The sequence below is a fragment of the Microvirga vignae genome (assembly GCF_001017175.1).
GTDB classification, from domain to species: Bacteria; Pseudomonadota; Alphaproteobacteria; order Rhizobiales; family Beijerinckiaceae; genus Microvirga; species Microvirga vignae.
Genome location: NZ_LCYG01000060.1, coordinates 25,851 through 39,464 on the forward strand (window position 1 = coordinate 25,851; position 13,614 = coordinate 39,464).

Consider the following 13,614-nt stretch of genomic DNA (forward strand, 5'->3'; position numbering starts at 1 on the left):
GTATGAGCGTGTCCCTTTCCCCCGAAAGCCCTGTTGCCGCGAAGGTGTTTCCTTCACCCAATCACGGGGAGCGGAAAGACGGACAGCGCCCGAACATGCTGATCCTGCACTACACGGGCATGCCGGACGAGGGCGAGGCACTGCAATGGCTGTGCAATCCGGTCTCGCAGGTCTCGGCGCACTATTTCGTCTTCGGCGACGGACGCGTGCTGCAGCTCGTACCGGAGTCTCGCCGCGCCTGGCATGCGGGCATGTCCAATTGGGATGGAGAGACGGATATCAATTCCTGCTCCATCGGGATCGAGATCGCCAACCCCGGGCATCCGGGCGGCCTCCCCCCGTATCCCGATGTGCAGATCGAAAGCGTGATCGCGCTCGCGAAAGACATCGTAAGCCGCTGGCGCATTCCGGTGACCCGCGTGCTCGGCCATTCAGATGTCGCGCCCGGCCGCAAGGTCGATCCCGGCGAGATCTTTCCCTGGAGACGCCTGCACGAGGCCGGCATCGGCCATTGGGTGCCGCCAGCCACTCTCAGCGACGGACGCTTTTTCTCGCGTGGAGATCAGGGCATGCCCATCGAAGCGCTTCAGGCGATGCTCGCCATGTATGGTTATGGCCTGAAGATCAATGGCGTGTTCGACGAAGACACGGAAAAGGTGGTCGCCGCGTTCCAGCGCCATTTCCGTCCCGAGCGCGTGGACGGCGTGGCGGATGCCTCCACCATCACCACTCTGCGCAACCTGATCGCGAAGCGGCCTTCTGCGGCGGCCGCCTAGTGCATCTTGCCGTTCCCGGCCGGAGCGTAGCGGAAAGGGGAGCGAATCCACTCAAATGCGCATCGCCATGGATCTCCTCCCCTCGCCGTCGGCTTGGCCTGAGGATGACAGGGGGGAGTTCTACTCCGCTGCCATCGGCCTGTAGCTTGCCGGATCGTAGTTGAGGATCGGGCTGAGCCAGCGCTCAACCTCCTGCACGCTCATGCCCTTACGCATCGCGTAATCCTCTATCTGATCGCGCTCTACCTTCGCCACGCCGAAATAATAAGCCTCCGGGTGCGCGAGGTAGAGACCCGACACGGAGGAGCCCGGCCACATGGCGTAGGACTCCGTCAGGCTCACGCCGATGCGCCACTCGGCTTCGAGCAGGCTAAACAGCGTCGCCTTCTCGGTGTGATCGGGCTGCGCAGGATAGCCGGGAGCAGGACGGATGCCGCGATATTCCTCGCGAATGAGCTCTTCATTGTTAAGGTTCTCATCCGGCGCATAGGCCCAGAACTCCTTGCGCACGCGCTCATGCATGCGCTCGGCAAAGGCCTCGGCGAGACGATCAGCCAGAGCCTTCACGAGAATGGAGCGATAATCGTCATTCGCACGCTCGAATTTTTCAGCAATCCGCACCTCCTCGATGCCTGAGGTCACGACAAAAGCGCCGATCCAGTCAGGCTTACCGCTCTCGACGGGAGCAATGAAGTCGGAGAGGCACAGGTTCGGCTTGCCGTCGCGTTTCGAGAGCTGCTGTCGCAGGCCATGGAAGGTGGCGAGCGTCTCGCTGCGGCTTTCGCCCGTGTAGAGGCGAATGTCGTCGCCCACCGCATTGGCAGGCCAGAAGCCGATTACGGCCTTCGGATTGAACCAGCGCTCCTCGACAAGTTGCTTGAGCATCGCTTGGGCGTCGTCCCAGAGCTGGCGCGCAGCTGGGCCCTGCTGATCGTCTTCGAGGATGGCCGGGAAACGGCCTTTCAGCTCCCAGGTTTGGAAGAAGGGCGTCCAATCGATATACGGGACAAGCTCGCCGACATCGTAGCTGCGGAACACGCGCGCACCGATGAAGGAGGGCTTGGACGCAGAGTAGGATTCCCAATCAAGCTTCAGCTTGTTGGTGCGCGCCTTTTCGATCGGCAGGCGCTGCTTGTCGGCCTCGGAGCGCGCATGAGCATCGGCGACCCTGCGGTACTCGCTGCGCAGCGTCTCGATGTAAGCCTCACGCGTATCTGGCGAGAGCAGCGACGAGACAACGCCCACCGCGCGGCTTGCATCCGTCACATAGACGGCCTGCCCCTTGTGGTAGTTCGGATGAATTTTCACCGCCGTGTGCACGCGGCTGGTGGTGGCGCCGCCGATGAGGAGTGGAATATCAAAGCCCTCGCGCTCCATCTCGCTCGCCACGTTCACCATCTCGTCCAGTGAAGGTGTGATGAGGCCGGAAAGGCCAATCACATCCACCTTCTCCTTGCGCGCTGTCTCGAGGATCTTCTGCGCAGGGACCATCACGCCGAGATCGATGACTTCGTAATTGTTGCAGGCGAGAACCACGCCGACGATGTTCTTGCCGATATCGTGCACGTCGCCCTTCACGGTTGCCATCAGCACCTTGCCGGCAGCAGAGCGCTCGTCGAGGCCTGATGCCTGCTTGTCCGCCTCCATGAAGGGCATGAGATAGGCCACGGCCTGTTTCATCACGCGGGCGGACTTCACTACTTGCGGCAAGAACATCTTTCCGGCGCCGAAGAGATCGCCGACCACGTTCATGCCTGCCATCAGCGGCCCTTCGATGACGTGAAGCGGACGCTCGGCGGCCTGGCGCGCCTCTTCCGTATCCTGCTCGATGAACTCCGTGATGCCGTTGACGAGCGCATGCTCGATGCGTTTCTCGACGGGCCAGGAGCGCCATTCAAGATCAGCCGCCTTGGAGGCGCCAGCTCCGTCACCCTTGAAGCGGGGTGCCGCCTCCAGCAGACGCTCTGTCGCATCGGGGCGGCGGTTGAGCACCACATCCTCGCACAGCTCGCGCAGCTCGGGATCAATCTCGTCATAGACCGCAAGCTGACCCGCGTTCACGATGCCCATGTCCATGCCAACCTTGATGGCATGGAACAGGAACACCGAATGCATCGCCTCGCGCACCGGCTCGTTGCCGCGGAAGGAAAAGGAGAGATTTGACACGCCGCCCGAGATATGAGCATGCGGCAGCGTCTCACGTATGATGCGTGCCGCCTCGACGAAGGCAACGCCATAGCCGTTGTGCTCCTCAATGCCGGTAGCGACCGCGAACACATTCGGATCGAAGATGATGTCTTCTGGCGGGAAGCCCACCTTCTCGGTGAGGATATTGTAGGCCCGCGTACAGATCTCGACCTTGCGCTCCAGAGTATCAGCCTGCCCCTGCTTGTCGAAAGCCATGACAACCACAGCCGCACCGTAGGACCGACAGATCTTTGCGTGCTCGATGAAGGCCTCCTCGCCCTCCTTCATGGAAATCGAGTTCACGATGGCCTTGCCCTGAAGGCATTTGAGGCCGGCTTCGATCACATGGAACTTGGACGAGTCCACCATTACCGGTACGCGGGCGATATCGGGCTCGGCAGCGACGAGGTTGAGGAATTCCACCATCGCCTTCTCGGAATCGAGCAGGCCCTCGTCCATGTTGACGTCGATCACCTGCGCGCCATTCGCCACCTGATCGCGCGCAACGTCGAGTGCAGCAGCATAATCGCCATTGGTGATGAGCTTGCGGAACTTGGCCGAGCCCGTGACGTTGGTGCGCTCTCCGACGTTCACGAAAGGGATGTCGGAAGTGAGTGTGAACGGCTCGAGGCCCGAGAGGCGCATGAGTGGAGCCATCTTCGGCGCTTGGCGCGGCGCTTTGCCAGCAACGGCCTCGGCAATGGCACGGATATGCGCGGGCGTGGTGCCGCAACAGCCGCCGACCACGTTGACGAGGCCAGCATCCGCGAATTCCGCGATCATGCGAGCCGTGGCCTCGGGGCTCTCGTCATAGAGGCCGAACTCGTTAGGCAAGCCCGCATTGGGATAGGCACAGACGAAGGTGTCGGCGACCTTGCCGATCTCCTGGATATGCGCGCGCATCTCGCGCGCACCGAGTGCACAGTTGAGGCCGATGGAGAACGGCTCCGCATGGCGCACGGAATACCAAAAGGCCGTAGGCGTCTGACCCGAGAGCGTGCGGCCGGAAAGGTCCGTGATCGTTCCCGAAATCATGATCGGGAGTTTCACACCCTTCTCTTCGAAGACCTGATGCGTGGCGACGATGGCCGCTTTGGCGTTCAGCGTATCGAAGATCGTCTCGATGAGGATGATCTCCGCCCCGCCATCGACAAGGCCCCTCACCTGCTCGGCATAAGCATCGCGCACCTGGTCGAAGGTCACGGCACGATAGCCGGGATTGTTTACGTCCGGCGAGATGGAAAGCGTGCGGTTCGTAGGACCAATGGCGCCTGCCACGAAGCGGCGGCGACCATCCTCTCTCTCGACTATCAACGCGGCCTCACGCGCAATCCGTGCACCTTCATAGTTCAACTCATAGACGATCTCCTCCATACCGTAATCGGCCTGGGCGATGGAGGTCCCGGAGAAGGTGTTGGTCTCGACGATGTCGGCGCCCGCGCGGAAGTAATCGAGATGCACGCTGCGCACGGCATCCGGCTGCGTGAGGATCAGGAGATCGTTGTTGCCCTTGACGTCGTGCTTCCAGTCCTTGAACCGCTCACCCCGGAACTCCTCCTCCGAGAAGCGCGAGCGCTGAAGCTCAGTTCCCATGGCGCCGTCGAGCACAAGAATGCGCTTGGAGGCAGCCTCACGCAGCATCTTGAGGACTTCAGCACCGTTGGCGGGACGAGGTTCGGACACGATCATTACAGTCTCTTTCCTTCCGGCCGAATGATCATTCAGCCATCCATGCAGTGCATGGCAAATACAGATGCCCGGCTTAGCCGGGCCTGAAAACTCAAGCCGCCACCTTCACGCTCTGATCTCGCAGGCCAAGCAGATGGCAGATCGCATAGACGAGATCGGCGCGGTTCATGGTGTAGAAGTGGAACTCGTTCACGCCGCGGTCGACGAGGTCGATCACCTGCTCGGCGGCAACGGCAGCGGCGACGAGCTTGCGGGTCTCCACATCGTTGTCGAGTCCCTCGAAGCGGGCCGCGAGCCAATCGGGAATGCTGGCCCCGGTCTTGGCTGCGAAATTCGCTGTCTGCTTGAAGTTCTGCACGGGTACGATGCCAGGCACGATGGGGATATCGATACCGCGCGCGCGAACGCGGTCGAGATAGCGGAAGTAATGATCGTTATCGAAGAAGAACTGGGTAATGGCACGGTCCGCGCCGCAATCCACCTTTGCTTTCAGCACATCGATATCGGAGTCGAGCGAGGCGGCCTCGGGGTGCTTCTCGGGATACGCGGAGACGGACACCTCGAAGTCACCAATGGCCTTGATGCCCGCCACGAGATCGCAAGTCTGCCGATAGCCGCCGGGATGCGGCTCGTATGCGGTGCCGATGCCGGCGAATGGGTCCCCGCGCAGGGCCACGATGTGGCGCACGCCTGCATCCCAATAGGAGCGGATGACGCCATCCACCTCCTCTGTCGTCGCCGCCACGCAGGTCAGGTGCGCGGCAGGCTTGAGATGCGTTTCCGTCACGATGCGCGAGACCGTGGCATGCGTGCGTTCTCGCGTGGAGCCGCCAGCACCGTAGGTCACGGAGACGAATTGCGGATTGAGCGGCGCGAGACGCTGGATGGAGGCCCAGAGCGTCGTTTCCATCTCCGGCGTCTTTGGCGGGAAGAACTCGAAAGACACTTTGATGGGGGAAGAGGCCTGCCTGCTGGGGCGAAGGGTCATGGGCGACATCAGGCAACCTCTTTGCTGGGCTCGGAGAGAGGCCAATCCGTTGCGACACGGCGGTCTTGTCCAAGCCAAAGGGAAACGGTCAATTGGTCATCGCCCCTCTTGGGCGGCGCTATTTCTTTCGTGAGAGTGCAATCAAGACCTGCCTCATCGAGCCAGCCTGCGACCTGCGAAGGCGCGAATCCGAGACGGCGATGAGCCTGCGCTTCGCGCAGGAACTCCAGCTTATGCGGCGCGAAATCCACCACGAGGATGCGCCCGCCGGGAGCCACAAGACGCGCCGCCTCGCGGATCGCACGCGCGGGATCGTCGAGATAGTGCAGCACCTGATGGATGATCACGAGATCGAAGGTGTCGCGCGGGAACGGCGGCGCATAAATATCGCCCTGGCGCAGCTCGATGCCGCGCAGGCCCACCTTTTCGAGATTGGCGCGCGCGACGGAGAGCATCGCATGGCTCGCATCGAGACCGACCGTGCGGCTTGCGCGTGGAGCAAGGAGTTGCAGCATGCGGCCGGTGCCGGTGCCGAGATCAACGAGGTTGCGAATCGGCTTTTGTCCGAGAGCGTCGAGCACCGCAGCTTCAACCACGGCTTCCGGTGCGTGGAGCGAGCGCAGACGATCCCATTCGGGAGCAAGACGCGAGAAGTAAGCCTGGGCTGCCTGAGAGCGCTGGGCGCGCACGGCCTCAAGGCGCGTACGGTCCTCTAACAATTGCGGATCCGAGCGGTCCAGGCTCTCGAGCGTCGGGCGGATGATCTTCAGGGCCGTGCCGCGGTCGGTGAGCCGGAAGAAGGCCCAGGCTCCTTCCCTGTGCCGCTCCACGAGGCCCGCTTCCACGAGCAGTTTCAGGTGACGGGAAATGCGCGGCTGGGACTGGCCCAGAATGTCGGTGAGGTCGGAAACGGAGAGTTCGCCCTCCGCCAGCAGAGCCAGGATGCGCAGGCGCGTCTCTTCGGCGGCTGCCCGCAGGACATCCAGCGTCAAATCCAGAGATGGAGCTTCCTTGTCGGCCATGAGCCAGAACTCGCTCTTACATATAAAGATATATTTATATCTTTTTTGAAGCGAGAGCAAGCAAGAGCTTTAGGCAGCAGTGGAAGCGGCTCTTTTCTTTGGCTCAGCCGTTTTTTGACAAGAAACCCGATCACTCGCGGACAAGACTCTAGACTTTTGACTGCCCGACCTTGGCCTTGTTAGTGGCGACCACAAGGAGGAAGACGGCTCCGGCGACCAACCAAGCCGACAAGGCAATCGACTCCCGGTTGAGAACGGCCGCGATGAGGAGCGTCACAAATGTCTGGAGCAACTGGACTTGGCTGACATGGGCGATGCCGCCAAGCGCCAGCCCGGCATTCCAGGCGAAGAAGCCGAGATACTGGCTCATGAGAGCTACATAGACGAAACCGATCCAGCTCCAGGCCGGGACGGCTGAAGGATCCTTCGGCACGGTCCAGAGCGCCACGGGCACCGTCACCGGCAAGGCTACCACCAGCACCCAGGAAATGACCTCCCACCCAGCCATCCCTTTGCGCACGAGCTTGCCGGAAATCACATAGCCAATCGCAGAGGAGAGTGCCGCCGCGAGGAGGAACAGATCCCCCTGCCCCAGCGAGCCGCCGCCCTCATGCAGGGTGAAGCCGATCACAAGACCCGCACCGGCTGAAGCGGAGAGCCAGAATGCCGGGCTTGGACGCTCACCCGCGATCAGCACGCTGATGGCGGAAGTGGCGAGCGGCAGGATGCCGAGTACGACACCGCCATGGGAAGCCGGCACGGTCTTCATGGCAAGCGCCGTGAAGACCGGGAAACCTCCAACGAGACAGAGCGCCACGAGCGCCATGGTAAGAGCAAGCCGAGGCGTCGGCCACGGCTTGCGCAAGACGAGCAGCGTCACCAACGCGAATAGGCCCGCGAGCGCCGCCCGTCCCGTGGTGACGAAGAGCGGGCTCAAATCCTCGACGGCGATATGGGTGAAGGGCAGCGTGCCGGCGAAAATGCATACGCCAACGAAGCCCAGAAGAAGGCCTAACGTTTCGCGAGACATGGACGGCGCGGCTTAACGGAATGGAGGCTCGTCGAAGCTGCGGAGTTTCCGCGAATGCACGGAAGCTCGCTGACCACGCAGGATATCGACAGCGGCCAAGCCGATCATGAGATGCTCGCTGACTGCACGCTCATAAAAGGCATTGGCTGCCCCCGGCAGCTTGATTTCGCCATGCAGCGGCTTGTCGGATACGCAAAGCAGCGTGCCATAGGGCACGCGCAGGCGATAGCCTTGTGCGGCAATCGTGCCGCTTTCCATGTCCACCGCGATGGCGCGGGAGAGATTGATCTGCCGCCGCTCGTGGCTCCAACGGAGTTCCCAGTTGCGATCATCGTAAGTCACGACCGTGCCGGTGCGCAGGCGGCGCTTCAGCTCCTCGCCGCGCTCGCCCGTGACCTGCACGGCGGCCTCCTGCAAGGCGACCTGGATTTCGGCAAGAGCCGGCACCGGAATTTCCGGCGGCACGGCGCCGTCGAGAATGCGGTCGCGGCGGAGATAGCCGTGAGCAAGTACGTAATCGCCGATCGACTGCGACTGACGGAGTCCGCCGCAATGACCCACCATAAGCCAGCAATGCGGGCGCAGAACCGCAAGATGATCCGTGATGTTCTTGGCGTTCGAGGGGCCGACGCCGATATTGACGAGAGTGACGCCCTGCCCGTCCTTACGCATCAGGTGATAGGCCGGCATCTGGAAGCGGTGCCACGGCGACGAGGCTATCAGTTCCTCCACCACCGCAGCATCCAAGCCGCGCTCAATCGTGACGCCACCCGGCAGCACGAGTTTGCTGTAGGGCCCATTCTCATGCGCCAGCTCCTTGACGGCCCAGCGAATGAACTGGTCCACATAACGATGATAGTTGGTGAGCAGGATCCACGGCTGCACCGAGCGCCAATCACTGCCGGTGTAATGCACGAGACGGCGCAGCGAGTAATCAACGCGCGCGGCATCGAAGAGCGAGAGCGGACGCGGCTCGTTTTCATGGAAGATCCAGGTGCCGTCGGCAATCTCGTCGCCGACCTTGGCGAGGAGCGGCGTCGGAAAATGCTGCGCGAGCTCGGCGGCCGAATGCGCACCGCGCCCCAGTTCATCGCCGCGCTCGAAGATATAGGGATAGGGAATTTCCTGATCGCTGATGCCGACCTCAAGAGTGGCCCCATAATCGCGCACGAGGTAATTCAGCTGCTCCAGCAGGTAGTTCTTGAAGAAAGCCGGTTGCGTGATGGTCGTTGCGTAGACGCCGGGCCCCTGGAACTTCGCATAGGCGCGCTGCTTCACGGGCGGCAGAGAACTCGCCCGGTAATCGAGCCTCAGCTCGGGATAGCGAAAGCGGGAGCGTTCAAGCGGTGTGGGGGGCGTACCCGTCGCGAAGAAATGCTCCAGACAATGGCGCTGCGCTTCGACGGCGCTGTCATGGAGCCGGATCAGCCGCTCGACGGCTTCTTCAGGCGTTGCAACGGGTTGAAAAGCTGTAGTGTGATCGGCTAGCACGTGAACGTCTCTATCTTTTGTCTCGTGCCTCAAGGGTCATACACGCTTTAGGCGACGAACCCAAGCCTTGCGGAGCCCGAAACGAATACTAGACGCAAAAAACACCGAAAGGATCCCGCCCGCGCATCGGACGCTGGCCACCCCTTTCCCATCACGGATGCTGGGATAACTTAAATCCGGGGGCGAATGGGAGGAATACCATGCGTCGTGCAATTGCTCTTGCCCTGTCTCTCAGCTTCATCACTGCCGGCCCCGCTCTCGCCAATCGATGCCCAAGGGACATGGCTGCCATCGATAAGGCCGTGCAGACGGCCCAGCTCTCGTCAGCTGACAGGCGGAAGGTCATGAACCTGCGGCAGAGAGGCGAGGCCGCCCATAAGGCCGGCAATCACGAGGAATCGGAACGGCTTCTCGACGAGGCCAAGAGGATGCTGAAAATCTAGGATCCAGTGCCAGAATGGGAAAAGGGCTCCCGCATGGGAGCCCTGTTCGCCTTGTAATATCCGTTCAGGCTGCCTGGAACGGAGTGGTGCCTTCTTATCGCGTGAACTTCTTGTACTTGATCCGGTGCGGGATCGTGGAATCCGTGCCGAGGCGGCGCTTCTTGTCCTCCTCGTAATCCGCGAAATTGCCCTCGAACCATTCCACGTGGCTGTCGCCCTCGAAGGCCAGGATGTGGGTGGCGATGCGGTCGAGGAACCAGCGATCGTGCGAGATGATGACGGCGCAGCCGGCATAATCCTCCAGCGCCTCTTCGAGCGCGCGCAGGGTATCCACGTCGAGGTCGTTGGTCGGCTCGTCGAGCAGCAGCACGTTGGAACCCGACTTCAGGATCTTGGCGAGGTGCACGCGGTTGCGCTCGCCGCCCGAGAGCACGCCCACCTTCTTCTGCTGATCGCCGCCCTTGAAGTTGAAGGCCGAGCAATAGGCGCGGGCATTGATCTCGCGCTTGCCGAGATAGAGCACCTCGTTGCCGCCCGAGATTTCCTCGTAGAGCGTCTTGTTGGCGTCGAGCGAGTCACGGCTCTGGTCCACATAGCCGAGCTTCACGCTCTCCCCGATGGTGATAGCACCCTCGTCCGGCTGCTCCTGGCCCGTGATCATGCGGAACAGGGTCGTCTTACCGGCGCCGTTCGGGCCGATGATACCGACGATGCCCCCCGGCGGCAGCTTGAAGGACAGCCCGTCGATGAGGAGCTTGTCACCGAACGCCTTCTTGAGGTTGTCGAACTCGATGACGTTGTTGCCTAAGCGCTCGGCGATCGGAATGATGATCTGAGCCGTCGTCGGGCCCTTCTCGTTGGCCTTGGCCACGAGTTCCTCATAGCGCTGGATACGCGCCTTCGACTTGGCCTGCCGGGCCTTCGGCGAAGCGGACACCCACTCGCGCTCGCGCTCGATCGTGCGCTGGCGAGTCTCTTCCTCACGGCCCTCCTGCTCGAGGCGCTTCTGCTTCTGCTCGAGCCACGACGAGTAGTTGCCTTCATAGGGAATGCCGCGGCCACGGTCGAGCTCGAGAATCCAGCCCGTCACGTTGTCCAGGAAGTAGCGGTCGTGGGTGACGATGAGGATCGCGCCCGGATAATTGCGCAGATGGCCCTCGAGCCAGGCGGTCGTCTCGGCATCCAGGTGGTTGGTCGGCTCGTCGAGGAGCAGCAGTTCCGGCTGCTCCAGCAGCAGCTTGCAGAGCGCCACGCGACGGCGCTCACCGCCCGAGAGCTTGTCCACCGACCAGTCGTCCGGCGGGCAGCGAAGCGCGTCCATGGCCTGATCGACCTGGGAATCGAGATCCCAGAGGCCCTTGGCCTCGATCTCGTCCTGGAGACGGGTCATCTCGTCCGCCGTCTCCTCCGAATAGTTCATGGCGATCTCGTTGTAGCGGTCGAGCAGCGCCTTCTTGGCGGCCACGCCCTCCATCACGTTCTCGCGAACAGTCTTGCTCGGGTCGAGCTGAGGCTCCTGCGGCAGGTAGCCGACGCGGGCGCCCTCGGCCACCCAGGCCTCGCCGGTCCAATCCGTGTCGATGCCGGCCATGATGCGCAAAAGGGTCGACTTACCGGCGCCGTTGACGCCGAGCACACCGATCTTGGCGTCGGGGTAGAAGGACAGATGAATGTTGTCCAAGACCTTCTTGCCGCCCGAATAGGTCTTGGAGAGGCCACGCATATGGTAGATGAACTGACGGGACACGGGTAAAGCCCTGCTGATAAGTCGGTTGAAGGGGGTTGGCCGTCAGTTAGCAGGGGCAGCCTGCCGGGGCAAGGCGGGGGAGTGACGCTGCCTTACTTCCCTCTCCCCTGCGGGAAGAGTTGAGGGGGCGCACGGTCTGGGCGCTGGGCTCGGCCCATCGAATCTCCGTCCGTCCGAGTCTTTGCCTGTCATGCCCGGCCGGAGCGCAGCGGAGGGAAAGGGCATCCACGATCAGGCACAGCGCTATCGATCCTCTTCCCGGTCCTTTCGGACCGCCAGCGATGACATGGATGCAGGATGTCAAAGAGCAAGCGGGAGCATCCTCGGGGCTTGCGAGCCTTCCGAGGGTGAGGGATCGAGGGGGCGCGAGGAGCGGTCCGGCTCGATGGCTGAGGTGGGAGAGGAACCCGACGGCTCCTCGCACGGCTTGTTGAGGCGGACAGGCGGGCGCTGGCTCAGCGACCGCCGCAGGCGGACCCTGCCCGTCTGAGCAGCCGGCGTGCGACCAGCCGGGAGCCCGCGCCGCAGCCTGGGCCTCCCGTCGCGCAGATCTGCGGCGGATCTGCTCACGGGACCGACCCCGCAGTCACGACGCCTCGCGAGCGCGCCCCTCGGCAGGACAGCCTGACCATGGCCCAGCTTAGGAACATTGTCAAGAACAAAGTGGGAACTATCCTCCGCGATTAGGAGCACCCTCCGCCGTCATGCCCGGGCTTGTGCCGGGGATCCACGGCTTCGAACCACTGCGGTTCCGAAGACTCCGAAGACGTGGATGGCCGCAACAGGTGCGGCCATGACGGTAATTCCATGACAGGGGAAAACAGCAGGGTGGGATGTCAGGCTATGGCGCTGACCCTTCCCGACAAGCCTCGGGGTGTCGCTCCTCATCAGAGCCCGAATGGATAAGTCTCCGGCATGCCTTTCCCATGGGCATGGGTGAGCGGCGTGACGGCCCTGGTGTCCTCGAACCAGACGAAAGCATCGAACTGCTCGGCCATGACGGCTTCGAAATAATGGCTGTAGAGTTCCGTCTCCGGCCGGTAGACCACCCCGATCGCCCGTTCGAGGCGCGGGCGAGACAGAGCATCCTTCAGTTCGTCGAGGAGGTTTTCCCGCCAATCGGCGAGGAAGCACTTGATGCCTGTATCGCGGAAAATGCGCTCATGGCTGTCGGGCCGGGCCGGTAGCACCTTCTTCACCTGCATGGGCTCGTCCCAATCGTCGGCGGCGGCCACCGTGCCGCGATCCGTACCGAAGCCGATGAGCACGGCCTCCCCACGATAGGCCTTGCGGCAAAGCTCCCCAATGTTGAACTCGCCCTGCCAGCCCATGGCGGTGGCTGCGGCATTGCCGATATGGGAGTTGTGCGCCCAGATCACGGCCTTGGCATTGTTCCGGCGTGCGAGCAGGCTCTGGAGCGTGTCGAACATATGCCGGTCGCGCAGGTTCCAGGACTCCGTCGCGCCCTCGTACATGATGCGGTAATAGTGCTCAGCCGCGTGGACGATCTTGGCGTTCTGCACCGCGTCGAAGAACTGCTCGCCGCCATGGGACTCCAGATAGTCAATGCGCTTGTCGAGAATGTCCTGCAGTTGGCGTAGCAGTTTCTCATCACAGGGCTTCTTCTGGCCGGTGATAACCGCGCGACCGTAACGCGCCGGATCCGATTGCCAGGGGCTCAGGCAGCCATAGCGCCCCCTCGCCTCCTTGGCGGCTTCCGGATCGACCCTGTCCAGATAATCGAGCACCGAGCGGATCGATGAGTTGAGGCTGTAGACATCGAGCCCACGGAACTCCGCGCGGTCGTCCTCGGGGCGTTCCTTGTTGTAGTCACGCATCCAGTTGACGAAATCCGCCACCTCTTCGTTGCGCCACATCCACGTGGGAAAGCGCTCGAAAGCGACATCGTCCGTATCGGGAACATGCCGATGGCGCACGTAAGCATCGATGCGCGCCGCATCCGGCCAGTCGGCTTCCACGGCCACAATGTTGAAGCCATGATGCTCGATGAGCCGCCGCGTGATGGCCGCGCGGGCCCGGTAGAATTCGGAGGTGCCATGGGTCGCCTCGCCGAGCAGCACGATCTTGGCGTCCGCGAACCGATCGAACATGGCGCCAAAGACGTCCTGATCGCTCAACGGAGGCAGGGGCTCGCCATACTCTCGTACGACGCCGACGGCCTCCTTGACCGATGTTTCATTCTCATTTTGCTTCCAGGAAAATCGTGCCATCGTCGCACCT

The 13,614-nt window shown here is 62.4% G+C and carries 9 protein-coding genes; 2 read left to right on the forward strand and 7 right to left on the reverse strand.

What is annotated here, in order from left to right:
- Positions 1-2: 2 nt before the first annotated feature.
- Positions 3-776: an N-acetylmuramoyl-L-alanine amidase gene (locus AA309_RS21760; RefSeq protein ID WP_047191129.1), complete on the forward strand. Its 774-nt coding sequence runs from the start codon at positions 3-5 to the stop codon at positions 774-776.
- Between the two features lie 120 nt (positions 777-896).
- On the opposite strand, the gene metH is transcribed toward AA309_RS21760, so the two are convergent.
- From metH to AA309_RS21785, 5 genes are all read right to left on the reverse strand, one after another.
- Positions 897-4,652 (reverse strand): methionine synthase, encoded by a 3,756-nt coding sequence (gene metH, locus AA309_RS21765; protein ID WP_425286898.1) that lies wholly within the window; start codon positions 4,650-4,652, stop codon positions 897-899.
- 91 nt (positions 4,653-4,743) lie between these two features.
- The gene (gene metF / locus AA309_RS21770) at positions 4,744-5,649 is read right to left on the reverse strand and encodes a methylenetetrahydrofolate reductase [NAD(P)H] (RefSeq protein WP_047191130.1); all 906 of its coding nucleotides are present in this window, start codon (positions 5,647-5,649) and stop codon (positions 4,744-4,746) included.
- Positions 5,649-6,662: an ArsR/SmtB family transcription factor gene (locus AA309_RS21775; protein WP_047191131.1), complete on the reverse strand. Its 1,014-nt coding sequence runs from the start codon at positions 6,660-6,662 to the stop codon at positions 5,649-5,651. Before AA309_RS21775 ends, metF begins: the two co-directional genes overlap by 1 nt.
- Before the next feature lie 148 nt (positions 6,663-6,810).
- Positions 6,811-7,692, reverse strand: a complete 882-nt coding sequence (locus AA309_RS21780; RefSeq protein ID WP_047191132.1) for a DMT family transporter — start codon at positions 7,690-7,692, stop codon at positions 6,811-6,813.
- Positions 7,693-7,704: 12 nt separating this feature from the next.
- Positions 7,705-9,183: an AMP nucleosidase gene (locus tag AA309_RS21785; protein WP_047191133.1), complete on the reverse strand. Its 1,479-nt coding sequence runs from the start codon at positions 9,181-9,183 to the stop codon at positions 7,705-7,707.
- A gap of 200 nt (positions 9,184-9,383) precedes the next feature.
- On the opposite strand from AA309_RS21785, the gene AA309_RS21790 reads away from it, so the two are divergent.
- On the forward strand, positions 9,384-9,626 hold the full coding sequence (locus AA309_RS21790) for a hypothetical protein (protein WP_047191134.1): 243 nt from the start codon (positions 9,384-9,386) through the stop codon (positions 9,624-9,626).
- Positions 9,627-9,720: 94 nt separating this feature from the next.
- Here the strand turns inward: AA309_RS21790 and ettA are convergent, their stop codons facing one another.
- Positions 9,721-11,373, reverse strand: coding sequence for an energy-dependent translational throttle protein EttA (ettA, locus tag AA309_RS21795; protein ID WP_047191135.1), 1,653 nt, complete (start codon positions 11,371-11,373; stop codon positions 9,721-9,723).
- An 887-nt stretch (positions 11,374-12,260) separates the two neighbouring features.
- On the reverse strand, positions 12,261-13,604 hold the full coding sequence (locus AA309_RS21800; RefSeq protein WP_047191136.1) for an erythromycin esterase family protein: 1,344 nt from the start codon (positions 13,602-13,604) through the stop codon (positions 12,261-12,263).
- Positions 13,605-13,614 lie beyond the last annotated feature (10 nt).

Excerpts from the sequence above, each read along its gene's own strand:
- AA309_RS21760 (WP_047191129.1), top strand. The coding sequence starts at position 3 with ATGAGCGTGTCCCTTTCCCCCGAAAGCCCTGTTGCCGCGAAGGTGTTT.
- metH (WP_425286898.1), bottom strand. The coding sequence starts at position 4,652 with ATGATCGTGTCCGAACCTCGTCCCGCCAACGGTGCTGAAGTCCTCAAG.
- metF (WP_047191130.1), bottom strand. The coding sequence starts at position 5,649 with ATGTCGCCCATGACCCTTCGCCCCAGCAGGCAGGCCTCTTCCCCCATC.
- AA309_RS21775 (WP_047191131.1), bottom strand. The coding sequence starts at position 6,662 with ATGGCCGACAAGGAAGCTCCATCTCTGGATTTGACGCTGGATGTCCTG.
- AA309_RS21780 (WP_047191132.1), bottom strand. The coding sequence starts at position 7,692 with ATGTCTCGCGAAACGTTAGGCCTTCTTCTGGGCTTCGTTGGCGTATGC.
- AA309_RS21790 (WP_047191134.1), top strand. The coding sequence starts at position 9,384 with ATGCGTCGTGCAATTGCTCTTGCCCTGTCTCTCAGCTTCATCACTGCC.
- AA309_RS21800 (WP_047191136.1), bottom strand. The coding sequence starts at position 13,604 with ATGGCACGATTTTCCTGGAAGCAAAATGAGAATGAAACATCGGTCAAG.